This is a genomic window from Paraburkholderia caledonica (genome assembly GCF_000383275.1).
Taxonomy (GTDB): domain Bacteria; phylum Pseudomonadota; class Gammaproteobacteria; order Burkholderiales; family Burkholderiaceae; genus Paraburkholderia; species Paraburkholderia caledonica.
In genome coordinates, this window is record NZ_KB911040.1 from 327,561 (window position 1) to 351,378 (window position 23,818).

General features: G+C 62.3%; 22 protein-coding genes and 1 tRNA gene. 16 read left to right on the forward strand and 7 right to left on the reverse strand.

Annotated features, from left to right (window positions below; all coding sequences use genetic code 11):
* Window positions 1–3: 3 nt before the first annotated feature.
* The gene (recA, locus tag H281_RS0121670; protein ID WP_020069253.1) at window positions 4–1,080 is read right to left on the reverse strand and encodes a recombinase RecA; all 1,077 of its coding nucleotides are present in this window, start codon (window positions 1,078–1,080) and stop codon (window positions 4–6) included.
* Window positions 1,081–1,316: 236 nt separating this feature from the next.
* Between recA and H281_RS0121675 the strand changes: the two genes are divergently transcribed.
* The 5 genes from H281_RS0121675 (at window position 1,317) to H281_RS0121695 (ending at window position 6,118) form a co-directional block, all read left to right on the forward strand.
* The gene (locus tag H281_RS0121675) at window positions 1,317–2,105 is read left to right on the forward strand and encodes a response regulator transcription factor (protein WP_020069254.1); all 789 of its coding nucleotides are present in this window, start codon (window positions 1,317–1,319) and stop codon (window positions 2,103–2,105) included.
* A gap of 9 nt (window positions 2,106–2,114) precedes the next feature.
* A complete protein-coding gene (locus tag H281_RS0121680; RefSeq protein WP_020069255.1) occupies window positions 2,115–3,662 on the forward strand; it encodes a sensor histidine kinase in 1,548 nt (515 codons plus the stop codon).
* A 218-nt stretch (window positions 3,663–3,880) separates the two neighbouring features.
* Entirely contained in the window at window positions 3,881–5,539 is a 1,659-nt protein-coding gene (locus H281_RS0121685) for an MFS transporter (protein WP_020069256.1), read from the forward strand.
* An 85-nt stretch (window positions 5,540–5,624) separates the two neighbouring features.
* Window positions 5,625–5,701: transfer RNA gene (locus H281_RS0121690), tRNA-Met, on the forward strand.
* A gap of 78 nt (window positions 5,702–5,779) precedes the next feature.
* Window positions 5,780–6,118 carry a hypothetical protein gene (locus H281_RS0121695; protein WP_020069257.1) on the forward strand — a complete coding sequence of 113 codons (339 nt, stop codon included), beginning with the start codon at window positions 5,780–5,782 and terminating at the stop codon, window positions 6,116–6,118.
* A gap of 226 nt (window positions 6,119–6,344) precedes the next feature.
* On the opposite strand, the gene H281_RS0121700 is transcribed toward H281_RS0121695, so the two are convergent.
* Window positions 6,345–7,061 (reverse strand): FadR/GntR family transcriptional regulator, encoded by a 717-nt coding sequence (locus tag H281_RS0121700; protein ID WP_027804830.1) that lies wholly within the window; start codon window positions 7,059–7,061, stop codon window positions 6,345–6,347.
* 85 nt (window positions 7,062–7,146) lie between these two features.
* Between H281_RS0121700 and dgoD the strand changes: the two genes are divergently transcribed.
* Complete coding sequence (gene dgoD, locus H281_RS0121705; protein WP_020069259.1) at window positions 7,147–8,295, forward strand: galactonate dehydratase; 1,149 nt, start codon at window positions 7,147–7,149, stop codon at window positions 8,293–8,295.
* 198 nt (window positions 8,296–8,493) lie between these two features.
* Window positions 8,494–8,796 carry a hypothetical protein gene (locus H281_RS0121710; RefSeq protein ID WP_020069260.1) on the forward strand — a complete coding sequence of 101 codons (303 nt, stop codon included), beginning with the start codon at window positions 8,494–8,496 and terminating at the stop codon, window positions 8,794–8,796.
* A 157-nt stretch (window positions 8,797–8,953) separates the two neighbouring features.
* Here the strand turns inward: H281_RS0121710 and H281_RS0121715 are convergent, their stop codons facing one another.
* Entirely contained in the window at window positions 8,954–9,883 is a 930-nt protein-coding gene (locus H281_RS0121715; protein ID WP_020069261.1) for a CopD family protein, read from the reverse strand.
* Window positions 9,880–10,257, reverse strand: coding sequence for a copper homeostasis periplasmic binding protein CopC (gene copC, locus H281_RS0121720; RefSeq protein WP_020069262.1), 378 nt, complete (start codon window positions 10,255–10,257; stop codon window positions 9,880–9,882). Before copC ends, H281_RS0121715 begins: the two co-directional genes overlap by 4 nt.
* A 387-nt stretch (window positions 10,258–10,644) precedes the next feature.
* On the opposite strand from copC, the gene H281_RS0121725 reads away from it, so the two are divergent.
* The 4 genes from H281_RS0121725 (at window position 10,645) to H281_RS0121740 (ending at window position 15,193) form a co-directional block, all read left to right on the forward strand.
* Window positions 10,645–11,376, forward strand: a complete 732-nt coding sequence (locus H281_RS0121725; RefSeq protein ID WP_033379637.1) for a c-type cytochrome — start codon at window positions 10,645–10,647, stop codon at window positions 11,374–11,376.
* Window positions 11,377–11,397: 21 nt separating this feature from the next.
* Window positions 11,398–12,696, forward strand: coding sequence for a c-type cytochrome (locus H281_RS0121730; RefSeq protein WP_020069264.1), 1,299 nt, complete (start codon window positions 11,398–11,400; stop codon window positions 12,694–12,696).
* A gap of 126 nt (window positions 12,697–12,822) precedes the next feature.
* Window positions 12,823–13,443, forward strand: a complete 621-nt coding sequence (gene trhA, locus H281_RS0121735; protein WP_020069265.1) for a PAQR family membrane homeostasis protein TrhA — start codon at window positions 12,823–12,825, stop codon at window positions 13,441–13,443.
* 217 nt (window positions 13,444–13,660) lie between these two features.
* Complete coding sequence (locus H281_RS0121740) at window positions 13,661–15,193, forward strand: DEAD/DEAH box helicase (RefSeq protein WP_020069266.1); 1,533 nt, start codon at window positions 13,661–13,663, stop codon at window positions 15,191–15,193.
* Between the two features lie 224 nt (window positions 15,194–15,417).
* Here the strand turns inward: H281_RS0121740 and H281_RS0121745 are convergent, their stop codons facing one another.
* Together H281_RS0121745 and H281_RS0121750 are read right to left on the reverse strand one after the other, a co-directional pair.
* Complete coding sequence (locus H281_RS0121745; protein WP_020069267.1) at window positions 15,418–15,939, reverse strand: hypothetical protein; 522 nt, start codon at window positions 15,937–15,939, stop codon at window positions 15,418–15,420.
* A gap of 109 nt (window positions 15,940–16,048) precedes the next feature.
* Window positions 16,049–16,876, reverse strand: coding sequence for a ferritin-like domain-containing protein (locus H281_RS0121750; protein ID WP_027804831.1), 828 nt, complete (start codon window positions 16,874–16,876; stop codon window positions 16,049–16,051).
* Between the two features lie 595 nt (window positions 16,877–17,471).
* Here H281_RS0121750 and H281_RS0121760 point away from each other — a divergent pair.
* Window positions 17,472–18,251 carry a DeoR/GlpR family DNA-binding transcription regulator gene (locus tag H281_RS0121760; RefSeq protein ID WP_027804832.1) on the forward strand — a complete coding sequence of 260 codons (780 nt, stop codon included), beginning with the start codon at window positions 17,472–17,474 and terminating at the stop codon, window positions 18,249–18,251.
* A gap of 318 nt (window positions 18,252–18,569) precedes the next feature.
* Window positions 18,570–18,767: a hypothetical protein gene (locus H281_RS0121765; protein ID WP_006049938.1), complete on the forward strand. Its 198-nt coding sequence runs from the start codon at window positions 18,570–18,572 to the stop codon at window positions 18,765–18,767.
* Window positions 18,768–18,971: 204 nt separating this feature from the next.
* On the opposite strand, the gene H281_RS0121770 is transcribed toward H281_RS0121765, so the two are convergent.
* Window positions 18,972–19,346 (reverse strand): hypothetical protein, encoded by a 375-nt coding sequence (locus H281_RS0121770; RefSeq protein WP_027778850.1) that lies wholly within the window; start codon window positions 19,344–19,346, stop codon window positions 18,972–18,974.
* Window positions 19,347–19,545: 199 nt separating this feature from the next.
* Between H281_RS0121770 and glpD the strand changes: the two genes are divergently transcribed.
* The 3 genes from glpD (at window position 19,546) to H281_RS0121785 (ending at window position 23,678) form a co-directional block, all read left to right on the forward strand.
* Entirely contained in the window at window positions 19,546–21,075 is a 1,530-nt protein-coding gene (glpD, locus tag H281_RS0121775; protein WP_020069272.1) for a glycerol-3-phosphate dehydrogenase, read from the forward strand.
* Window positions 21,076–21,240: 165 nt separating this feature from the next.
* Window positions 21,241–22,740, forward strand: a complete 1,500-nt coding sequence (glpK, locus tag H281_RS0121780) for a glycerol kinase GlpK (protein ID WP_020069273.1) — start codon at window positions 21,241–21,243, stop codon at window positions 22,738–22,740.
* A gap of 224 nt (window positions 22,741–22,964) precedes the next feature.
* The gene (locus tag H281_RS0121785) at window positions 22,965–23,678 is read left to right on the forward strand and encodes an MIP/aquaporin family protein (RefSeq protein ID WP_020069274.1); all 714 of its coding nucleotides are present in this window, start codon (window positions 22,965–22,967) and stop codon (window positions 23,676–23,678) included.
* Window positions 23,679–23,818: the final 140 nt, after the last annotated feature.

The window sequence follows — 23,818 nt, forward strand, 5'->3', positions numbered from 1 at the left end:
TGGTTACTCTTCTTCGCCCGCGACTTCTGCGCCCGCGCCGGTCACCGCTTCAGCCATTGCATTCACGCCGAGCGATTCGCGGATACGGTTCTCGATTTCACGAGCAATGTCCGGATTCTCGCGCAGGAATTCGCGCGCGTTGTCCTTACCCTGGCCGATACGCTCACCGTTATAGCTGTACCACGCGCCGGCCTTGTCGACGATCTTGGCTTGCACGCCCAAGTCGATGACTTCGCCCTGACGCGAAATACCCTCGCCATACAGGATGTCGAAAATCGCCTCGCGGAACGGTGGGGACACCTTGTTCTTGACCACCTTCACGCGGGTTTCGTTGCCAATCACTTCGTCGTTCTTCTTGATCGAACCAATGCGGCGAATATCCAGACGCACCGACGCGTAGAACTTCAGCGCGTTACCACCCGTAGTGGTTTCCGGGTTGCCGAACATCACGCCGATCTTCATGCGGATCTGGTTAATGAAGATCACGAGGCAGTTCGTGCGCTTGATCGTGCCGGTGAGTTTGCGCAGCGCCTGCGACATGAGACGCGCTTGCAGACCCGGCAGCGAATCGCCCATTTCGCCTTCAATTTCAGCCTTCGGCACGAGCGCCGCGACCGAGTCGATCACGATCATGTCGATCGAGCCCGAACGCACCAGTGCGTCGGCAATTTCCAGCGCCTGTTCACCCGTGTCCGGTTGCGAAACCAGCAGGTCGTTCACGTTCACGCCGAGCTTGCCCGCGTACTGGATGTCCAGCGCGTGTTCCGCGTCGATAAACGCTGCCGTGCCGCCCAGCTTTTGCATTTCAGCAATAACTTGCAGCGTCAACGTGGTTTTACCCGACGACTCCGGACCGTAAATTTCAACCACGCGGCCACGCGGCAAACCGCCGACGCCAAGTGCGATGTCGAGGCCGAGCGATCCCGTTGAAACGACCTGGATGTCTTCGACTACCTCACCTGCGCCGAGCCGCATGACCGACCCTTTGCCGAACTGCTTTTCGATCTGCGCGAGGGCGGCAGCGAGTGCCTTGCTCTTTTCAGCAGTCAGTCCAGCCGAGCCTTTCTTGCTTTCTTCCATGAATCGTCCTTTGCTATGATGAACGGCGTCTGAGGCAGATGTGCGGCCCACCTTTTGAAGGACAGCACACGAAACCCAGACACTGTATAAAAAAACAGTGGTTTTGGCAAGCGCGATTCTCATGCGAACGCGCATGTTTACCGCCGCGCTGCCCAAACCACCCACAATGATTTTCGGAGACCGCTGTGCGCCGCGGGGACACCCGAGGTGCCGGCCAAGCCTTGAGCTGGCGCACCATGCGAATTCTGATTGCCGAAGACGACAGCATACTCGCGGACGGTCTGGTTCGATCACTCCGCCAATCGGCCTATGCTGTCGATCACGTGAAGAGCGGCGTCGAGGCCGACACCGCGCTATCGATGCAAAGTTTCGACCTGCTGATTCTCGATCTCGGCCTGCCGCGCATGTCCGGACTCGAGGTGCTACGCCGCTTGCGCGCCCGCAACTCCAATCTGCCCGTACTGATCCTGACCGCCGCAGACAGCGTCGACGAACGGGTCAAAGGCCTCGATCTGGGCGCCGACGACTACATGGCCAAGCCATTCGCGCTCAACGAACTCGAAGCGCGTGTGCGCGCGCTGACGCGGCGCGGTGCGGGCGGCGGCCCGACGGTCGTGCGGCACGGTTCGCTGTCTTTCGACCAGGTGGGCCGGATCGCCTATATCAACGAGCAGGTGATCGAGCTTTCGGCGCGTGAACTCGGACTGCTCGAAGTACTGCTGCAGCGAATCGGGCGTCTCGTTTCGAAGGAGCAACTCGTCGATCATCTGTGCGAATGGGGTGAGGAAGTCAGCAACAACGCGATCGAGGTGTACGTGCACCGGCTGCGCAAGAAAATCGAGCCGAGCGGCGTACGCATCATTACCGTGCGCGGGCTCGGTTACTGTCTCGAGAAGGCGGTCGCGCCCGCAAACCTCAATACGACTGCCGCCGCGTCCGCGCCCGCCGAGCCCGAACCCGAGCCGCCTTCTTCGCCTTCGTCGCCGCAGTCAGACGGGATGCCGGCGAGCCACCACTACAAATAGAGCACACCCATGTCCGCACGCGCCGATCGCGCGACGGCCCGCGCGGCGGATCTCGACGAGGCGCGCGACGAGCGCTACGCCAATCCGTTCGCTCCGCCCGACGAAACCGAAGCCGCCGCCGAGGCCCGCCCGCGCTCGCTATTCGGCGAAATTCTCGACTGGATGCTCGCGCCGCTGTTGCTGCTGTGGCCGATGAGTCTCGCGGTGACGTATCTGGTCGCCAAGTCGATCGCGAACGGACCGTTCGACCGCGCGCTCGAAACCGATGCCTATGTGCTCGCGCGCCAGATCCACCCGGTCAACGGCGTGGCCGAACTGACGCTGCCCGACTCCACACGCGACTTTTTGCGCACGGACAACGTCGACAGTGTTTTCTATCAGGTGCTCGGCACACGAGGTGAACTGGTGGCCGGCGAGCGCGACATGCCGCTGCCGCACGAAGAAGACCGGCCGCAACCGGGGCTCGTCGCATTTCGCGACGACATGCTGCGCGGCAACGACATCCGCGTGGCTTATACGACGGTCGAGTTTCCGCAGACGCCCGGCGCGGAGCCCGTGCTCGTGCAGGTCGCCGAGACGCTCGACAAACGCAGTCAGCTTGCCAACGACATCATCAAAGGCGTGATCCTGCCGCAGTTCGTGATCCTGCCGCTCGCCATCCTGCTCGTGTGGTTCGGCCTGTCGCGTGGTCTCGCGCCGCTGCACGCATTGCAGGCGCATATCCGCGCGCGGCGCCCCGACGACCTGTCGCCGCTGGAAGCGCGTCGCGCGCCTCCGGAAATCGAGCCGCTCGTCACGTCGTTCAACGATCTGCTGACGCGCCTCGAACAGAACATGGAATTGCAGAAGCGCTTCATCGCCGACGCCGCGCATCAGATGAAAACGCCGCTTGCCGGCCTGCGGACCCAGGCGGAGCTGGCGTTGCGGCAGGACGCGTCGGCGGAAGTGCATCGCTCCCTCGAGCAGATTGCGACGAGTTCGGAACACGCCGCCCGCCTCGTCACGCAGTTGCTGGCGCTCGCTCGCGCGGAAAACCGCATGTCCGGACAGATTTTCACGCCGGTGGAAGTGACAGAAGTGGCCCGCAACGCCGTGCGCGACTGGGTGCAGGCCGCGTTCGCCAAACAAATGGATCTCGGCTACGAAGCGCCGGACGAGCCCGTCGAAGTCGAAGGCAATCCCGTCATGCTGCGCGAAATGTTGTCGAATCTCATCGACAACGCCATTCGCTACACGCCGGCGGGCGGCCGCATCACGGTCAGGGTGCGGCACGAGAAAGCCGCGCGGCTCGTGCATCTGGAAGTGGAAGATACAGGCCTCGGCATTCCAGTGGCCGAACGTTCGCGAGTGATCGAGCGGTTCTACCGGATTCTCGGCCGTGAGGGCGACGGCAGCGGCCTCGGGCTTGCGATCGTTCGCGAGATCGCGACGATGCACGGCGGCGAGCTGACTATCGACGACAACGTCTATCAAAACTCCCCGCGGCTCGCAGGCACGCTCGTACGTGTCAGTTTGCATGTGCTGGAACGGGGCAGGACTTACCCTAACGCGAACTGACCGCGACGGGCGCCAGATAGCTAGATAGGCGGCGTTCATGCCACGCGAAGCGACGTTGCATGCCAGTTGACGGATGTTCTCGACATTCCGCCGGCGCATCAAAAGCTGCGGCAGCAGCCGTTCATGTCAGAAGGCCGTAAGTTTTCACTCCAATAATCGGTTGCACGGGAACGCCGCGGGCCGGCGCACCGCGTGCATATCAATATTGGAGACGACATATGGCTACCGTTGGCGGACACATTTCGCCCGTGCCCATGACGCGCGATGAGAAGCGGGTGATCTTCGCATCGTCGCTAGGTACGGTTTTCGAGTGGTACGACTTCTATCTGGCCGGTTCGCTCGCGGCCTTCATCAGCAAGAGCTTTTTCTCGGGCGTCAATCCGACTGCGGGCTTCATCTTCACGCTGCTCAGTTTCGCCGCGGGCTTTGCAGTCCGGCCGTTCGGTGCGGTGGTGTTCGGACGGCTCGGCGATATGGTCGGCCGCAAGTACACGTTCCTCGTCACGATCGTGATCATGGGTCTGTCGACCTTCCTGGTCGGCTTCCTGCCCGGCTATGCGGCGATCGGCATTGCTTCGCCGGTGATTTTCATCGCGATGCGCATGCTGCAAGGCCTCGCACTCGGCGGCGAATATGGCGGCGCTGCAACCTATGTGGCCGAACACGCGCCGCCGGGACGTCGCGGCTTCTACACCGCGTGGATCCAGACGACTGCCACGCTCGGCCTGTTCCTCTCGCTGCTGGTCATTCTCGGCGTGCGCACGGCAATGGGCGAAGACGCGTTCGGCGCATGGGGCTGGCGGATTCCGTTCATCGCGTCGATCCTCCTGCTCGGTGTTTCGGTGTGGATCCGTCTGCAACTGCACGAATCGCCGGTGTTCGAGCGCATCAAGGCCGAAGGCAAGACGTCCAAGGCACCGCTTTCCGAGGCTTTCGGCCAGTGGAAGAACCTGAAGGTCGTGATCCTCGCGCTGATCGGGCTGACCGCCGGCCAGGCTGTGGTCTGGTACACGGGCCAGTTCTACACGCTGTTCTTCCTGACGCAGACGCTGAAGGTGGACGGCGCGACGGCCAACATCATGATCGCCATTGCGCTTCTGATCGGCACGCCCTTCTTCCTGTTCTTCGGCTCGCTGTCGGACCGGATCGGCCGCAAGCCGATCATCATGGCCGGCCTGCTGATCGCCGCACTCACGTACTTCCCGCTGTTCAAGGCGCTGACGCACTATGTCAACCCGGCGCTTGAAACGGCCACGGCGAAGGCGCCGATCGTTGTGATCGCAAACCCGGACGAATGCTCGTTCCAGTTCAATCCGGTCGGCACGTCGAAGTTCACGAGTTCGTGCGACATCGCGAAGAGTGCGCTTTCGAAGTCCGGCTTGAACTACGAAAACGTTGCGGCTCCGGTGGGCACGCTCGCGCAGATCAAGGTCGGCGATACGGTGGTCTCCACCTATGACGGCAAAGCCGCCGACGCCAAAGATCAGGGCAAGGTGTTCGACAAGTCGCTTTCGACGACGCTGAAGTCCGCCGGTTATCCGCCGAAGGCCGATTCTTCGCAGATCAACTGGCCGATGAGCGTGGTGATTCTGACGATCCTCGTGATCTACGTGACGATGGTCTATGGACCGATCGCGGCGATGCTGGTCGAGATGTTCCCCACGCGGATCCGCTATACGTCGATGTCGCTTCCGTATCACATCGGCAACGGCTGGTTCGGCGGCTTCCTGCCCGCCACGGCGTTTGCGATCGTCGCGGCGAAGGGCAATATCTACTCGGGCTTGTGGTATCCGATCGTGATCGCGCTCATTACCTTCGTGATCGGCATGCTGTTCGTCCGTGAAACCAAAGACTCGGACATCTACGCAAAGGATTGAGGAGCCTTGTCGAGGCGGCAACTGAAAAAGTTGGGCGCCGGGGGTTGACAGCCCTCGGTGCTATCCTCATAATCTCGCTTCTTTCGGCGAATTAGCTCAGTTGGTTAGAGCGACGGAATCATAATCCGCAGGTCCGGGGTTCGAGTCCCTGATTCGCCACCAGTTGCAAGAAAAAGCCGCTGATCCGCAAGGTTCAGCGGCTTTTTTGTTTTACACCCGCAACTTCAAGGAGGTTTCTTGATGACGTTCCGCACCGCCGCGCGCGCCGTGGCTGCCGTATCGATCGCGCTTCTCGGCGCCGCTTCCGCAACTGCCGTTCTGGCGCAAACATCGACCGACAATCAGTGGCGAGCAAGTCAGACCACGTTGTCGACACTCCTGCAAAACGGCTACAAGATCGTCGCCGTCGTCAATACGGCTCGCGGCGCGGGCGGTCCCGCCGACACCATTTTCGTGCAGCGCGATCAAAGCGCTTTCAAGTGCATCGATCCACAAGCGCCGGAAGCGGGCAAAATCGCGCCGGGCTGCTATGAACTTGCGCCGCCGTCAGGCACGGTTACAGGCTCCGAGGCGAAATAGCACGCGACCGGAAGCGGCTGCGCCAGTTGCGTCGTTCACACGCATAGCAGGCGATCACTTTCACGCCGGCCTAGCCGAAAATTCGCCAGCGGCTCGGACCGCGGCATGCCGGCATTGACTGCTGACACTCATCGCCGCGAAGCTGCCGGTCATTCGGTCACTGCTGACACTCCGCCAAACGCATAAGACGCAAGACGCGTCGACGGCACATGCGGCGATGAACCGTTCACGCCTCGATGCGGGCGCGCGTCACGCTGAGCAGGCGCGCCATTGCGTCGCGCGCCCTGTGCGCGTCGCGGTCGCGAATCGCCTCGAACACCGCAGTATGTTCGGCGAGCGAAGCGTTGAAGACGTCCGCACGTTTCGCATTCAGCCGAAGCTGTGCCTCGAGCGTGCGCTCGATCAGCGTGCCGAGCGGTATCAGCAATTCATTGCTGCACGCAATCAACACGCTCAGGTGAAATTGCAGGTCGGCACGCACCCATTCGTCGACGTTACGCGCACCGGCCATCGCGGCGTGAGCGGCCGCAAGTGCGCCGAATGTCTCGTCGGAATGCGAAGCGGCCGCGAGACCCGCGGCATACGGCTCGATCATCTCCCGCATTTCCTGCAGCTTGAGCGCGAACTGCATCGGCTCGGCGACGCGTGAATACCAGTCGAGCACATCGACATCGAGTAGATTCCACGCGTGCCGTGGGCGCACCCGCGTGCCCACGCGCGGGCGCGATTCGATCAACCCTTTCGATGTCAGCGTGCGCAGCGCCTCACGCAACACCGTGCGGCTCACGCCAAACGCGTCCATTAGCTCCGCCTCACGCGGCAGAATCGAATCGGGCGCGTAATCGCCGCGCAGAATCGCAGTAGCCAGCCTGTAGGCGACGCGCCCATGCAGATCGTGCTGAATAGGTTCCTCCTTGCGGCGAAGCCGCTCAACATGTGGCAAATAGTACTATTAATAGTACTGTAGCGGCCTTTTGTTGTAGCATGAAGATCCTCGAAAATTTGGCATGCGATCGGAGACGCACACTATGAAAATCACCAAGCTCGAAACTTTCATCGTTCCACCGCGCTGGTGCTTCCTGAAGATCGAGACCGACGAAGGCATCGTCGGCTGGGGCGAGCCGGTGGTCGAGGGCCGCGCGCATACGGTCGCGGCAGCGGTCGAGGAGTTGTCGGACTATCTGATCGGCAAAGACCCGCTTCTGATTGAAGACCACTGGCAGGTCATGTATCGCGCAGGGTTCTATCGCGGCGGTCCGATTACGATGAGCGCGATTGCCGGCGTCGACCAGGCGCTGTGGGACATCAAGGGCAAGCATCACGGCGTGCCGGTGCACGCGCTGCTCGGCGGCCAGGTGCGTGACCGGATCAAGGTGTATTCGTGGATCGGCGGCGACCGTCCGAGCGACGTCGCGAACAACGCGCGCGCCGTGGTTGAACGTGGATTCAAGGCCGTCAAGATGAACGGCTCAGAAGAGTTGCAGATCATTGACACCTTCGACAAGGTGCAAGGCGTCATCAACAACGTCGCGGCCGTGCGCGAGGCGGTAGGGCCGAACATCGGCATCGGCGTGGACTTTCATGGCCGCGTGCATAAGCCCATGGCCAAGGTGCTGGCGAAAGAACTCGACCCGTACAAACTGCTCTTCATCGAAGAGCCAGTGCTTTCGGAAAATGCAGAAGCGCTGCGCGACATCGTCAATCAGACGAACACGCCGATTGCACTCGGCGAGCGTCTCTATTCGCGCTGGGACTTCAAGCACATTCTGTCCGGCGGCTACGTCGACATCATCCAGCCGGACGCGTCGCACGCAGGCGGGATCACCGAGTGCCGCAAGATCGCGTCGATGGCCGAAGCCTACGACGTCGCGCTCGCGCTGCACTGTCCGCTCGGCCCGATTGCACTGGCAACCTGTCTGCAGATCGACGCCGTGAGCTACAACGCGTTTATCCAGGAACAAAGCCTCGGGATTCACTACAACCAGGGCAATGACCTGCTCGACTACATCAAGAACCCCGAAGTCTTCAAATACGAAGACGGCTTCGTGTCGATTCCGCAAGGTCCGGGCCTCGGAATCGAAGTGAACGAGGAGAAAGTACGCGAGATGGCGAAGGTCGGCCATCGCTGGCGCAATCCGGTCTGGCGTCACGCGGACGGCAGCGTCGCCGAGTGGTGATCGCTTCACTCGCTTGCTGACTAACGCCGCCTGCGGGCGGCGTTCTCTTTTGGGCGCCGCGACCGATCACAGCGCTGCGACTTGCGTCGCATCTGGCCTTGCCCGATAGGCTTGCTTGCCCTTTGTTCGCCATCAGACAGATGCATGGCCTGCTCCTTGCTGAAATGCGTCCGAACAACGAATGCATCGGGGAGTCTCATGGGCGAATTCATTCCGGATTATCTGCTGCGCGAGCAGGCGGCCGTCGGCGCGCTGGTGCTATTCGGCGTGCTTCGCGTGATCGGCGCGGCCGTTGCGTATGAACGCGGCTGGCGCATCGCGGCGATTGAAAAATGGTTTGTCGGCGCCGCCGTCGTGTATTGCGTCCCTCAGCTTTTCGATCTGCTCATGCATGTCTACGGCGCCCATGCGGCAGCAGCCGAACTCGAAGGCAAAGTAGCTGGCTGCGCAATCGCGCTATTTTGTGCGCCGATTCTCGGGCACCGGCTGGGTCTGGAATGAATTGGTCGATCGGGCGAATGCTCGACACGCGGTTGTTCACTCGAGTTGGTCATCGCGCCGCACGTTGAAACCGTGCGGCGCGTTCTCACGCGGATGCATAGACGTGTACGCCACAATACGGCCCGCGCGGTGACGCAGGTCCTCTCGCGTTTAGAACTCAGTTCACCATCGCGAACGCCGGCACGCTATGCGACAGCGCCGCGGCTGCGACGAGAACGCCGATCATGGCAAGCGCCTCCAGATAAAGCACGTTGGTGAACGTATGGGCGTCCATCGTCGATGCAGTACGGCGCAGACGCGGAAGCGCAAGGAAGCGATTGAGGCCGCCGAGCACGAGCGCGAGACCGACAAGCGAAAGCTTGAGGATCAAAACGTGGCCCCATGTGCTTGACCCAATCGCCTCGAATGAACCACCGGAGCCGCGCACCGCGTTGAAGATGCCGGAGAGCAGCACGAATCCCACCGCGACCACCGACACGTTCGATACCTGCGTCGCTGTGCGGATCAATATGCCGCGCGCGGTCGACAAGCCGAGCGCCGGCAACACCGCCAGTCCGGCCGTAATCGCGAGGCCGGCCCACACGCTGGTCACGAGCACGTGAAGCGTTTGCATTGCGATGGCCGCGGATGCCGGGCCCGCGTCCACCGCGTGCCCGAGCGACGCCTTGCCTGCGGCGATTGCAATCACCGCGAGCCACAGGAGCGCGTTGCGCAACATGCCGCTATGAGCCGTCATTGCCGTGCCCAGCAACACCAGTGCGCCCGCGAACGCAATGCTCCAGCCGTAGCCGACATGCGTTTGAGTAAGCACCGTCGGCACGAAGGCAAATGCGGCGGGAAGCGCAACGCCACTCATCGACGCCGCCTGATACAACAGCCAGCCGAGGTCTGCGAGCACCAGGACGACGCTCGCCGTCAGCATTGAACGTTGCGCGCGCAACCAGGCGGCACGCCCGGGCGCGACCTTCGCCTTGGCGTCGTTCGCGAGCCACGCGCCGAGCAGTGCCGAACCGACGGCAAACGCAAACGCGACATTCATGAGCGCGGCCATGGCGACCTGCCCGATCCACAATCCGTCGATGCTCATTTGACGATGAACGCAAAGTCGCCTTGCGTGCGATGACCGTCGGTGGCCACGGCGGTCCAGTGCACCGCGTAGCGTCCCGCGCCCAACTGCGGGAGAGTCAGATGCATGACGCGCGCGTCGTGCTTGTCGACTTCCGACGCTGCGGGCGCTGCTGCCTTGCCGTTCGCGTCGTTCAGCGCGATTTTGCTGAAGGCCGGCTCGAGCGGCTCGCTGAAGTGGAGGGTGATCTCTGCGGGTGCCGCGACTTCGGCGTTGGCTGCAGGTTCGCTGGAAACCAGATGCGCATGTGCGAATGCCGAGGACGTCATAACGAGCGCCGCGGCGCCGAGCGCGGACGAAAACCAGGCCGGGCTGAAAAGATTGATTAGCTTCATGTAAGGCCGATAGCAGATAAACGGGAAAACGGCGGGCGCCTGCCGGACCGGATGAACCGGGTCCCTGGCCGCGGACAGATCTCGTCCGCGGTTCGGCGCCCGGAAGTGTACGCTTCGATGGCACGCGCGCGGGTCGGTTCAACATCGAGCGGACAAAAGTTTGTCGGGTACAGCGATTGCAGCGGTGGACCACGCAGCGAAGTCTGAAAGTCGCGGCGGTTCCGTGCGGCGATGCGCGTCAAACTGTCGCACGCCCGTGACGGCCGTAAGCTTGTCGAATGTGGCAAATAGTCATCATCACCCTTCGATGATAGAATGCTGCGTCGCCGCAGCGCCGGCTGCCCTTCACACCGAGCCGCTCGAAGTTCGGTCAGGTCCCCGATTTTGATGGAGTTACGCGTGTCTTCAAGACGCATTTTCCGCCCGTTGCTTGCCCTTCTGCTGATCGGCTCCGCGGGTGTCTATAGCGCTGCGAAAGCGCAGACTCAACCGAAGGCCCCCGATACTATGGAAGCGCGCGTGCAAGGTTGCACGGCCTGCCACGGCACGCACGGTCAAGGTACTGACAACGACTACTTCCCGCGTCTCGCGGGCAAGCCGGCCGACTATCTGTACAACCAGTTGCAGAATTTCCGCGAAGGGCGCCGCAAGTACCCGCCCATGAATTACCTCGTCACGTATCTTTCCGACGACTACCTGCATCAGATCGCCACGTACTTCTCGAAGCAACGTCCGCCCTATCCGCAGCCGGCCAAGCCGACGGTGTCGTCGACCACGCTCGCTCGCGGCCAGCAGATCGTGCTGAACGGCGACGCGTCGAAGCAGATTCCGGCTTGCGCCGCCTGCCACGGCAAGGGTCTGACCGGTATGGAGCCGGCAATCCCGGGTCTCGTCGGTCTGCACTCCGACTACATCAGCGCGCAGCTCGGCGCATGGCGTTCGGGCACGCGCCACGCAATCGCACCTGATTGCATGCACACCATCGCCACGCGTCTCACAGACGAAGACGTGAACGCGGTCGCTGCCTGGCTTTCCACGCAACAGGCCCCACAAAACCCCGTGCCGGCTCCGGCCCGCTCGATGAAGACTCCGCTTGCCTGCGGCAGCGAACCGCAATAAGGCACCGGGAGAGACACTCAAATGAAACGCAAGTCTTTGTTCGCCCTCTCGGCAGTTGTCGTTGTTGCGACTGCTGCACTCGTTCCCGTCCTGTGGTCGGGCGGCGACAATCTGCACAACGGCTCGGCCGTGGCGGCAACGCCCGCCGACCAGGCTGCGCTCGTGAAGAAGGGCGAATACCTCGCCCGCGCCGGCGACTGTATCGCCTGCCACACGGTCCGCGGCGGCAAGCAGTTCGCCGGCGGCCTGCCCATGGCCACGCCGTTCGGCACGATGTTCACGCCGAACATCACGCCTGACGATCAGTACGGTATCGGCAAGTGGACGCAGGACGACTTCTACCGCGCCATGCACACCGGCCGCTCGAAAGACGGCAGCCTGCTCTATCCGGGCTTCCCGTTCACGAGCTACACGAAGGTCACGCGCGCCGACTCGGACGCGATCTATGCGTACCTGCGCTCGGTCACGCCCGTCAACGTGGCGAGCCGCCCGCACGAACTGAAGTTCCCGTTCAACCAGCGCAACATGCTGATCGGCTGGCGCACGCTGTTCTTCCGTGAAGGCGAGTACAAGGCGGACCCGACCAAGTCGGTCGAGTGGAACCGCGGCGCGTACCTGATCGAAGGCCTCGGCCATTGCGGCATGTGCCACACGTCGATCAACGCAATGGGCGGCCCGGTCAGCTCGGCGGCTTTTGCTGGCGGCCTGATTCCGCTGCAGAACTGGTACGCACCGTCGCTCACGTCGAACAAGGAAGCGGGCCTCGGCGACTGGGAAACGAAAGACATCGCCGATCTGCTGAAAACGGGTGTGTCGAACCGCGGTGCGGTTTTCGGCCCGATGGCCGAAGTGGTTCACAACAGCCTGCAGTACATGACCGATGCGGACATCAACGCAATGGCCACGTACCTGAAGACGATTCCGCAGAAGAGCGAAGCACCGGAACCGCTGCAACTGGAAACGTCCGAAAAGTTCGGCGGCGAACTGTTGAAGCAAGGTCAGAAGATCTACGCTGACAACTGCGCGAAGTGCCACGCGGACAACGGCCTCGGACAGCCGCCGGCCTTCCCGCCGCTCGCGAACAATCAGTCGATCCAGATGCCGTCGGCGGTCAACCCGATCCGCATGGTGCTGAACGGCGGTTATCCTCCGAGCACGGACGCGAATCCGCATCCGTACGGCATGCCGCCGTTCGCGCAATCGCTGTCGAATCAGGAAGTAGCAGCTGTCGTCACGTATATCCGTATGTCGTGGGGCAACCACGGCACGGCCGTGTCGCCGCAGCAAGTGTCGGATCTGCGTTCGGCGCCGCTCGACTAAGCAGCGTTCGATGCACCAGGGGCGCGGCCTGCGAAATTCGCGGCCGCGCCCTTCGTTTTTTGAGGACCGGTATCATGAGGCTTCGGCAACACATGCCTCAATGAAACCGTGCAGGAGGAAAGACCCGTGCATGTCGGTGAGCGTTTCAACAGCATTACCCACCTCGTCGGCGCCGTGCTGTCGGTGGCGGGGCTGGCTACGCTCGTGACGATGGGTGCGGTAGAGGGCGACGCATACAAGGTGGTCAGCTTCAGCGTGTACGGTGCGATGCTGTTCGTGCTGTATGCTATCTCGACGCTTTACCACAGCGTGCGCAGTCCCCGTATCAAGGCAGTGCTGCAGAAATGCGACCATTCGGCGATCTATCTGCTGATCGCCGGAAGCTACACTCCGTTCACGCTTGTCACGTTGCGCGGGCCGTGGGGATGGTCGCTATTCGGCGTAAGCTGGGGGCTTGCTGCTCTCGGCATCGTGCAGGAATTGACGCTCGGGCGACGCACCCGCAGCGTTTCGATGGTGCTGTATGTCCTGATGGGATGGCTCGCGCTCGTTGCCGTCCGCCCGCTGGTTCAAGCATTACCGGCTGCGGGCACTGCCTGGCTCGTGGCCGGCGGAGTCATCTACAGCGCCGGCATCTACTTCTTCATCAACGACGAGCGCATCCGGCACGGACATGGTATCTGGCACCTGTTCGTACTGGCGGGCAGTCTGTGTCAATTCGTCAGCGTTGCGCGCTATGTCGCGTAACGTCCACGGCGGCGAAATGCAACTTAAGGCCAGTCAACGTGTCTGCATAGCGCGTTGAAGCATTCGGCACGCATCCGAGCGTGCCGCCGATTTCTCTGCGAACGGAACTGGGCTACGGCCTTGATCTCGATCACGCCATGCGGCGTGTTCATGCCGCATTTGTGCCCGCTGGGGGCCCACGTGTGCCGCTCGCGAAACTGCATTGCAAAGAGTTTCTATGTCTTTTGATTCCCTCGGCTTGTCCGAACCCCTGGTCCGCGCTGTACACGAACTGGGCTACACCACTCCGACTCCCATCCAGACGCAAGCGATTCCCGCTGTGCTGAACGGCGGCGATCTGCTCGCTGGCGCGCAAACCGGCACCGGCAAGACGGCCGGTTTCACGCTGCCAATTCTGCAACGTCTCAATTCCATGCCGCCGCACGCATCCGCGTCTGGCAAGCGTGCAGTGCGCGCGCTGATCCTCACGCCTACGCGGGAACTGGCCGCGCAGGTCGAAGAAAGCGTGCGCGCTTACGGCAAGTATTTGAAGCTGAAGTCGACGGTGATGTTTGGCGGCGTCGGCATCAATCCGCAGATCGGTGCGCTCAGAAGCGGCGTGGACATCGTCGTCGCGACGCCTGGCCGATTGCTCGACCATATGCAGCAGAAGACCATCGACCTGTCGCATCTCGAGATTCTCGTGCTCGACGAGGCGGACCGTATGCTCGATATGGGCTTCATTCACGACATCAAACGCGTGCTGGCCAAGCTGCCGCCGAAGCGCCAGAACCTGCTCTTCTCGGCTACTTTCTCCGACGAGATCAAAACGCTCGCCGACAATCTGCTGGACTCGCCGGCGCTGATCGAAGTCGCGCGCCGCAACACGACCGCGGAAACAGTCGCACAGAAGATTCACCCGGTGGATCGCGACAAGAAGCGCGAGTTGCTCACGCACCTGATCAAGCAGCACAACTGGTTTCAAGTACTGGTATTCACGCGCACCAAGCACGGCGCCAATCGCCTTGCCGAACAGTTGACCAAAGACGGCATCAGCGCGCTGGCGATCCACGGCAACAAGAGCCAGTCGGCTCGTACGCGCGCGCTTGCCGAGTTCAAGGACGGCACGCTGCAGGTGCTGGTCGCCACCGACATCGCCGCGCGCGGTATCGACATCGATCAGTTGCCGCACGTCGTCAATTTCGATCTGCCCAACGTGCCGGAAGATTACGTCCACCGGATCGGCCGCACCGGTCGCGCGGGTGCGACGGGCGAGGCAATTTCGCTGGTGTGCGTCGACGAACTGCAATTGCTGAAGGACATTGAGAAGCTGATCAAGCGTCCGGTGCCGCAGGAAGTAATCGTCGGGTTCGAACCGGACCCGACCGCGAAGCCGGAACCGATTTTGCGCCGGGGCCAGGGCGGTGGCGGCGGCGGTCGTTCGCCGCGTCAACAAGGTCAAGGCGCTGCGAAGGCTGGCAACGGCGGTGCCGCGAAGCCAGCGCAGCGCTCGGGGCAACGCCCGGCGAACGGCCAGCAGCAGCCGAAGCCACAAGCCGCGAAGCCGGCCGGCAACGGTGGCCAGTCGCGCCGCGACGGTCAGCGTCAGGACGACCGTCCGCGCGCTGTTGCTCATGAAGGTAGCGGCGCGCAGCACGCGCCGCGCAAACCGCAGAGCGGCAATCCGGGTGCATTGCTCGGCGGCGCAAAGTCGCGCAACGATTCGCCGCGCGGGGGCAACCCGGCGCGCAGCGGCCAGCGTGGTCGTTGAGGTTGGAGGTTGAGGCTGCGGGCGGTTGAGGTTGCCGGGTGAAGGTTGCCGGCTCTCAGCTAGGCCGCCGACTACCGCCGTCAAGCCCGGCAGCCAGCTCAGATGCCATCTAGCCTCACCATCAGCCGCCACGCGCAAAGCGCACTATACGGGCCAAATGGCCCCAAAGCCCTCCTCGTCACCACGCAGCCAACACAGCCGCAGCACCGGCGCGGGGCCTCACCTCAGCCCCCCAACGCCGCAGCCCGTTTCAGCTGCTCGATCTGCCGCTCCCATCGATCGAGCACCTTCTCCGCCCCTTCTTCCAGTTCGAACGTAATGCCGCTTGTCAGGCGCGCGTAGCGCACGCTTTGCGTTTCGCCTGAATCGATCGTGCAGCTCATATAGACGAGACCGCTGTCGTCGCCATCGGCGGGCGGCAGCGGCGCGACAAGCAACTGCACCTGATAAAACGCCTCTTCCAGGACGAAGCTCAATGCCGCCCGCCCGCTTTGCGCGATTGCGCGCGCCGCCCGGGCTTGCGGCCAGAGCGCGATACACAGCGTGCGCGAATCGGGCGCATACAACTCGCCAGCGCCGAGCAGCGATGTGCGGATATGCTGATTCGCGTCGACGGTCAGCAGCGAGGCCGTGAAACCGGTCTTGCTCGCGAGCGACGAGCCGTCGAATAGCGCGCGAACCGCGTCGGGCCATTCGTCGAATGCAGTCTGTTCGAGCGGGCGCTGGGGCAAGGAGGAATCGCTCATCGCACGGGTCCGGTTAAGAGGCAAGCCTCCATGATGCCCTGAAACACAAATGGCCCGCATAGGCGGGCCATCTTCTACGCCGGCGAATTGCCGGGGTTCGCACTACCGGTTAACGGAAAAACACATGCTGCGTGATCTTGGCGAGCGGGTAATGCACCCCAGGCTGAATTTTCGCCGGCAAATCGAGCGGTTTGAGCAGCATTTTCACGCACATGTCGGCGGAAAGATTACGCCGCACGAGCGCATTAATCCGCGCGGCCCGCTCGCGGTTGTAAGCCTGGTCGCGCACCCGCTCCGGATAACGAATCGCGAACACATGACGCAACGCGATTTCCGAGTCTTCGTTCTTGATCTCCATTACACGACGCATTAACGCGCCCAGAACCGCGAGCCGGCCATTGCCTTCGATCTTGTTGTACTTCTTGAAGTACTTGAAAAAGTGTTTGTAATGACGGACTTCGTCGGTACGAATGTTGTCGGTAATCTCCTTGAGCACCGGTTCGTCCGAACACTCGCCAATCGCGCGATACAACGTGGCCGTGCCTGTTTCGACGACGCACCGGGCCACCATTTCAAGCGCGCGGGTTTTTTCGAAATCTTCCACTGAACACGTTAGCGAATATTCGTCCATGAAATTACGGAACGCCGTGTCCCAATCGTATTCTGGCCACACGTAAGCGATATACGTTTTGAGTGCGCGGCCGTGTTGCATTTCCTCGGGCTCCCACTCGTTGTTGAGCCACGCGGAAACTTCCGGATCGCCGTCGAAAAACTTGCTCAGATTACTGGTGTAAAGATCGGTGCCGCTTTCAATAAATGAAGCGGCACACAGCAGCAATAACAGGTCTTCGTTCGCGACCGCTTTCTGGCGATCAATGCGCGTGAGGTCTATGTCCTCGATCCGCCAGGGCATGACATGGTTCAGCTCTGTGTGCATCGTGTCTTGCTCCGAAAGCTGTATCGACTCGTGGAGCATGCTTGGAACCGCTGCTATCGCGCTACCTCGCGTTGCGGTTCGCCGTGTCGGATACAGCGCCGTGAATTAGAGTTAACCCCTTGTGTCTGCATCTTAGCCGCTGTTTCGCAACTCTGCAGACAACCCAGCACTGACCGTACCGATCGGCCAGGGTTCCAATTTCACGATAGACGAAAGTTTCGGTGAGGCAAGCTCGATTGCACGGCGCACGAAAAAGCCAGCTCAACGAGCTGGCTTTGCTTCGCAAAACGCGACAAACCGTGATTCGAACGCACGGTCGGGCGACGCAAGCCGGCGGACACAATAGGAAAGGCGAAACGCGGACGGAACAGAAAATCTTCGATTGCAGCGCGAGCGACGGCAAAACGCGAATTCATTTATCGCATGGAAATGCGCTGCCGCGCTGGATGCGTCGATGTGCGGCGCGCGCAGGCTTATGCATGTCGCACGACCTGGCAGACGACCCGCGCGATGGTCTTACAATACACGCACACTCGCATACGCATCCCGCCCGCGCCGACTGCGGCAGGCCGATAACAACTCATCACCGAGACCCATGACCCGAGACCCCCGCCTCACTCTCAATGCCCGGCAACAGGAACTGCTGGAGTGGGTGCAACGCGACGGCTTCGTGACCGTGGACGACCTCGCAGCACACTTCGACGTGACACCGCAGACAATCCGCCGCGACGTCAACTGGCTCGCCGACATGAATCTGCTGCGTCGTTATCACGGCGGCGCGAGCCTGCCGACCAGTTCCGAGAACGTCTCGTACACCGCGCGGCAGCGCATGTTCCACGACGAAAAAAGGCGCATCGCGGCGCTAGTGGCCACTCACATTCCCGACCAGGCGTCGCTCTTCATCAATCTCGGGACGACCACCGAGGAAGTCGCGCGCGCGCTCAACCGGCATCGCGGATTGCGCGTGATTACCAACAATCTGAACGTCGCGAGCATGATGAGCGGCTATCCCGACTGCGAAGTGCTGGTGACGGGCGGCATCGTGCGACCGTGGGACAAGGGCATCGTGGGCGAACTGGCGATCGACTTCATCCGCCAGTTCAAGGTGGATTTCGCGATCATCGGCACCTCGAGCATCGAGCCCGACGGAACCCTGCGCGATTTCGATACGCGCGAAGTGCGCGTGGCGGAAGCCATCATTCACCACGCACGCACCGTTTTTCTCGCCGCCGACAGTTCGAAATTCGGCCGCCCTGCGCTGGTTCGTCAGGGACATCTCGACCAGATCGACGCGCTCTTCACCGATGCCGCCCCGCCGCCTGACATGGCTGAGACGCTCACCGCCGCCAATTGCCAGGTGTACGTGGCCAGTTGACCAGGCAGTTGCGGACATGTTGCAGCGCACGCAAAACTTCAAGTGAAATCAAGGATTTGGCCGCGGCGAATAACCGCCTCTGTGGGGAGCGCTTGTCAAAGGGAAAATTTGCAGGGGCCAGTTTGGTGTTTAACGTTTGCTTGACTACACTCCAGTTCCCCGGCGTTCATTGCGTGCCCGCGTGCCGCCGGTGCTAAGTAAACCTGTCGTAGCTGCACCTCCCGCCCCATCTTTTTGCGGACCACCCGGCCATGGCTGTCGCCATGCATGCCAGTCGCCGTCGAGGCTGTCCGCGTTTGCTTGACATGGAGAGAAACGATGCTGAGTCCGCACGAATTCGCCACGTTGTTGCTCGTCAAGGACGCTCCCAATCAGGTGGACATGGAGCGAGAAGAACTCGACGCCCTCCTCGAACGCCAGCTCGTGCAACTGGAGCGGCTCGCCTCGGGCAATGAACAATGGCGTGTAACGGAATCCGGCGATAGCGCACTCCGAGCAATCAAACGCCTTTCCTGATAACAACCCGCGCATCGTCGGGCTGATTGCCGGTTCACGGCCGGTGCGGCTGCCAGCTCAGCTGCACGTACACGGCCAACCCTCGAGCCGACCAGGTCCGTTCTGTTTGTGTCAACGTGGGCGCCCGCAGCGGCGCCCACTTTCATTGCGACCGCGTCCTCCCGACCAATAAACCGCCGCGCCGCCGCCAGCTGACGACAAACCTCAACCGCTGCGCAACGTCGGATCCACTGCGGCGCGCCAGCTTATTGCTCGTGCGCGCTGCTCCGTAAAGAACGCAACCCACTGGTTGCGAATCTGCGGGTCGGTACTTGCTCCCTGGCTCGTGTAGCGCTGCGCGATTTCCGTCTGGAACGCGCAGTAATCTTCCTTCGACAACCGCCCGCGCCGGTTCGCCACATAAGCGTCGAACAACGTCGCATACACGCCTTGAGCGTCGTTGCCGTAATCGACCGTCTGGGCGCTGCACATCTGCTGCAACGACGCGAACGACGGCGCGCCCATCGTTCCGCTCAAGCTCGGCGAGGCGACGCACCCTGCGAGAAGCGCTGCCGCGCCGACCATGAAAAGTACACGCATGAAATCACCCTGAAATGGCTAGTGGCAAGAGTATCGTCCGTGGCCGTGTGTTGCGCTACTGCCTTGGCCTTTCGATAGAGGCGCACGTCAAATGCGCGAACTTTACTTTTTCGAATATGTTCATTAAAGTTCGAAAACGAACACTATCGATTCGATAGGTTTCGGACAAAACTTTCGGACGAGTCAGGAGACGCAGCAGGTGACGCAAGGCACGAGATACGATTTGCTCGTCGTGGGCGGCGGGATCAACGGCGCAGGCATCGCACGCGACGCGGCGGGCCGAGGCCTGTCCGTGCTGCTGTGCGAGCAGGACGACCTGGCAGCGCATACGTCCTCGGCGAGTACCAAACTGATCCACGGCGGTTTGCGCTATCTGGAATACCGCGAGTTCGGACTGGTGCGCAAAGCGTTGCAGGAGCGTGAGACGTTGCTGCGCGCCGCGCCGCACATCATGTGGCCGCTGCGCTTCGTGATGCCGCACATGCCCGATCTGCGTCCCGCCTGGCTGATTCGCGCCGGTCTTTTCCTTTACGATCATCTCGCCCGGCGCGAACTGCTGCCCGGCTCGCGCGGCATCGTGATGCGCGACCATCCGGCTGGCGTGCCGCTCGTCGAATCCATCAAGCGCGGCTTTGTGTACTCCGACGGCTGGGTCAACGACGCTCGCCTCGTCGTGCTGAATGCGCTCGACGCCGCCGAGCACGGCGCAAAGATTCTCACGCGCACCAGGCTGCTGAGCGCCGTGCGCGCAGGCGGCGAATGGCGAGCGCAACTCAGGCGCGCGGACGGCACGACCGTCGACGTGCGAGCAGCGTCGATCGCGAACGCCGCAGGCCCGTGGGTCGGCGAACTGCTTCAGGGCGCGCTCGGCCGCGCGGCGTCGCACAGCGTGCGGCTCGTCAAGGGCAGCCACATCGTCACGCGGCGCCTGTTCGAACACGACTACGCGTACATCTTCCAGAATCCGGACAAGCGGATCATCTTCGCGATTCCGTACGAGCACGACTACACGTTGATCGGCACAACCGATCTCGAATATCGCGGCGACCCCGCGAAAGTGGCAATCAGCGCCGACGAAACGCAGTACCTGTGCGACTCGATCAATCGCTACTTCAAGCAGAAGATCTCCCCGGCCGACGTGCGCTGGACCTACTCGGGCGTGCGGCCGCTGCTCGAGGAAGAAGGCGCGGACAATCCGTCGGCGGTGACGCGTGACTATTCGCTCGAACTGGATGCGCCGGCGGGCGAAGCGCCTCTGCTGTCCGTGTTCGGCGGCAAGATCACGACCTTTCGCAAGCTCGCCGAAGAAGCCGTCGACAAGCTCGCGCCTGCTCTCGGCAGCGACGCGCCGTCGTGGACGGCCGGCGCGCCGTTGCCCGGCGGCGATATCCCGCAGGCAAACTTCGAGCGCTTTCTCGCTGGACTGAAGCAGCAGCACGCGTGGTTGCCGGCGGACCTCGCGCATCGTCTCGCCCGTGCTTACGGCACGCGCGTGAAGAACGTGATCGGCGACGCACGCTCGCTCGCCGGTCTCGGCCAGGCATTCGCGCCGGGTCTCTACGAGGCCGAGCTGACGTATCTGCGCGACACCGAATGGGCACGCAGCGCGCACGACGTGCTGTGGCGCCGCTCGAAGCTCGGTCTTCACGTGGAGCCGGGCACGCTCGACTCGATTACACGCGACATCGACGCATGGTTCGCTCGCCAACCCGAGCGACAGAGCGCCTGACCTGATGGAAGTCCGCGCGCTCGCAGCGTAAAAAAACCGTTTCACCCCGCGGCTGCATCGAGCCGGCTGCACCGACCCGAGCGGTCGCGGCCGCTTGGAACGACAAGCCGTTCCCGTCGCCGGTAAGCTGTTACGGCGATTCATAAAACGCATGGAGAAGAGACAATGCAGGATCAGTACATCCTCGCGCTTGACCAGGGCACCACCAGTTCACGCGCGATGCTGTTCGACCGCCTCGGCAACGTCGTGTCGACGGCACAAAAGGAGTTTGAGCAGATCTACCCGCGTCCGGGCTGGGTCGAGCACAACCCGCAGGAAATCTGGTCGACGCAGGCGGGCGTCGCTGCCGAAGCCGTGACGCGCGCCGGGATGAACGGCACGTCGATCGCCGCGATCGGCATTACGAATCAGCGCGAAACCACGATTGTCTGGGACCGCGAGACCGGCCATCCGATCTACAACGCTATCGTGTGGCAAGACCGCCGCACCGCCGACTTCTGCGACCAGCTCAAGGAACAAGGCCTCGAAGCCAAAGTTCGCGCGAAAACCGGCTTGCCGATCGACTCGTATTTCTCGGCGACCAAAATCCGCTGGATTCTCGATAACGTGGAAGGTGCACGCGAAAAAGCGAAGCAAGGCCGCCTCGCGTTCGGCACCGTCGACAGTTGGCTCGTGTGGAATTTCACCAAGGGCGGCCTGCATGTCACCGACGTGACCAACGCGTCGCGCACCATGCTGTTCAACATCCACACACTGAAGTGGGACGACGAACTGCTCGACGCACTCGACATTCCGCGCAGCATGCTGCCTGAAGTGCGCCCTTCGTCCGAAGTGTATGGGCCTACCAAGACCACCGTATTCGCCTCGAAGATTCCGCTCGCGGGCATTGCCGGCGATCAGCACGCCGCGCTCTTCGGCCAGATGTGCACCGAATCGGGCATGGTGAAGAACACCTACGGCACCGGCTGCTTCCTGGTGATGAACACCGGCGACAAGCCGATTGAATCGAAGAACAATCTTGTCACCACGATTGCATGGCAGATCGGCGATCAGATCAACTACGCGCTCGAAGGCAGCATCTTCATTGGCGGTGCGGTCGTGCAATGGCTGCGCGACGGTCTGGGCATCATCAAGAACGCGGCTGAGATCGAAACGTTGGCGCGCGGCGTGCCGCATTGCGACGGCGTCTATCTGGTGCCCGCGTTCGCCGGGCTCGGCGCGCCGCACTGGAATGCGCGCGCCCGCGGCACGCTGTTCGGCGTGACGCGCGGCACGACGTCGGCGCATATCGCTCGCGCCGCGCTCGATTCGATCGCGTATCAGTCGCTCGACGTTCTGAAGGCCATGGAAGCCGACTCCGGCATTCGCATCGGCGAATTGCGTGTGGACGGCGGCGCCTGCGCGAACAACCTGCTGATGCAGTTCCAGGCCGACATCCTCGGTGTGGATGCGGTTCGCCCCAAAGTGTCGGAAACCACTGCGTTGGGCGCGGCGTATCTGGCGGGCCTCGCGGTCGGCTACTGGAAAGATGTGAACGAACTGCAAAGCCAGTGGAAGCTCGACCGCCGCTTCACGCCCGCGCTCGAACAGGCGGATGTCGAGGAATGTCTCGACGGCTGGAAGCGCGCGATTCGCGCCGCCAAAGCGTGGGCCGACACACCTTGAGAGCGGTGTTCGCGATGGACGCGGCTAAGCGTTCGCCATGAGGCAAGTACAACCCGGATGAACGCGGCCGCGACCGCAGCGCGACGAAAGCGCGATTCGATCGCGACATAACCGCAACGAATCAACAAAAAGCCAACGACGAGGCGGCAAACACCAGGCCACGAAACGCAACCAGGCCGCCCGTCCCGTGGTTTTCCTAACAACAATATTTCGGATACCAAACAATGTCACCATACATTGCGGAATTCATTGGCACGGCGCTCGTCGTGCTGCTCGGCGACGGTGCTGTCGCCAACGTGCTGCTCGCGCGCACCAAAGGCAAGGGCGCGGATCTGATCGTGATCGTGATGGGCTGGGCAATGGCCGTTTTCATCGCGGTCTACGTCACTGCATCGTACAGCGGCGCACACCTGAATCCGGTCGTGACGATCAGCCTTGCGCTCGCCGGCAAGTTCGCGTGGGCCAAGGTCCCCGGCTACATCGCGGCGCAAATGCTCGGCGGCATGGCCGGTGCGCTGCTCGTGTGGGTCGCGTATCGCCAGCACTTCGCGAAAGAAGGCGACGCCGACGTCAAGCTCGGCGTGTTCTGCACCGCGCCGGCGATTCGCAGCGTGCCTCACAACCTGCTGACCGAGATGATCGCAACCTTCGTGCTGATTCTCGGCGTGCTGTATCTGGCTTCGCCGCAAGTCGGTCTCGGTGCGCTCGACGCGCTGCCGGTCGGCCTGCTCGTGCTCGGCATCGGCATCTCGCTCGGCGGCCCGACCGGTTACGCGATGAGCCCTGCGCGCGATCTGTCGCCGCGTCTGATGCATGCGCTGCTGCCGATTCCCGGCAAGCGTGACAGCGACTGGCGCTATGCATGGATTCCGGTGTGCGGGCCGCTCGTCGGCGGCGCGGTGGCGGCGGCTCTTTATCTGTATCTGCATACGCGCTGATCTCGCCGCGCGTTGGTGAACAGCTGACGCGCGCGAGAGTCGCGGGCGATCGAATCGGTGGAATGCAGCGGAAAGCGGCCGCGTGACGCGAGCCGCGTCAAAGCACGTATCATGGCGCTTTCACCCGGCGCGCATGGGCT

Coding starts and splice junctions, on each gene's coding strand:
- recA (WP_020069253.1), bottom strand. CDS start 1,080: ATGGAAGAAAGCAAGAAAGGCTCGGCTGGACTGACTGCTGAAAAGAGC.
- H281_RS0121675 (WP_020069254.1), top strand. CDS start 1,317: ATGCGAATTCTGATTGCCGAAGACGACAGCATACTCGCGGACGGTCTG.
- H281_RS0121680 (WP_020069255.1), top strand. CDS start 2,115: ATGTCCGCACGCGCCGATCGCGCGACGGCCCGCGCGGCGGATCTCGAC.
- H281_RS0121685 (WP_020069256.1), top strand. CDS start 3,881: ATGGCTACCGTTGGCGGACACATTTCGCCCGTGCCCATGACGCGCGAT.
- H281_RS0121695 (WP_020069257.1), top strand. CDS start 5,780: ATGACGTTCCGCACCGCCGCGCGCGCCGTGGCTGCCGTATCGATCGCG.
- dgoD (WP_020069259.1), top strand. CDS start 7,147: ATGAAAATCACCAAGCTCGAAACTTTCATCGTTCCACCGCGCTGGTGC.
- H281_RS0121710 (WP_020069260.1), top strand. CDS start 8,494: ATGGGCGAATTCATTCCGGATTATCTGCTGCGCGAGCAGGCGGCCGTC.
- H281_RS0121715 (WP_020069261.1), bottom strand. CDS start 9,883: ATGAGCATCGACGGATTGTGGATCGGGCAGGTCGCCATGGCCGCGCTC.
- copC (WP_020069262.1), bottom strand. CDS start 10,257: ATGAAGCTAATCAATCTTTTCAGCCCGGCCTGGTTTTCGTCCGCGCTC.
- H281_RS0121725 (WP_033379637.1), top strand. CDS start 10,645: ATGGAGTTACGCGTGTCTTCAAGACGCATTTTCCGCCCGTTGCTTGCC.
- H281_RS0121730 (WP_020069264.1), top strand. CDS start 11,398: ATGAAACGCAAGTCTTTGTTCGCCCTCTCGGCAGTTGTCGTTGTTGCG.
- H281_RS0121740 (WP_020069266.1), top strand. CDS start 13,661: ATGTCTTTTGATTCCCTCGGCTTGTCCGAACCCCTGGTCCGCGCTGTA.
- H281_RS0121745 (WP_020069267.1), bottom strand. CDS start 15,939: ATGAGCGATTCCTCCTTGCCCCAGCGCCCGCTCGAACAGACTGCATTC.
- H281_RS0121750 (WP_027804831.1), bottom strand. CDS start 16,876: ATGCACACAGAGCTGAACCATGTCATGCCCTGGCGGATCGAGGACATA.
- H281_RS0121760 (WP_027804832.1), top strand. CDS start 17,472: ATGACCCGAGACCCCCGCCTCACTCTCAATGCCCGGCAACAGGAACTG.
- H281_RS0121765 (WP_006049938.1), top strand. CDS start 18,570: ATGCTGAGTCCGCACGAATTCGCCACGTTGTTGCTCGTCAAGGACGCT.
- H281_RS0121770 (WP_027778850.1), bottom strand. CDS start 19,346: ATGCGTGTACTTTTCATGGTCGGCGCGGCAGCGCTTCTCGCAGGGTGC.
- glpK (WP_020069273.1), top strand. CDS start 21,241: ATGCAGGATCAGTACATCCTCGCGCTTGACCAGGGCACCACCAGTTCA.
- H281_RS0121785 (WP_020069274.1), top strand. CDS start 22,965: ATGTCACCATACATTGCGGAATTCATTGGCACGGCGCTCGTCGTGCTG.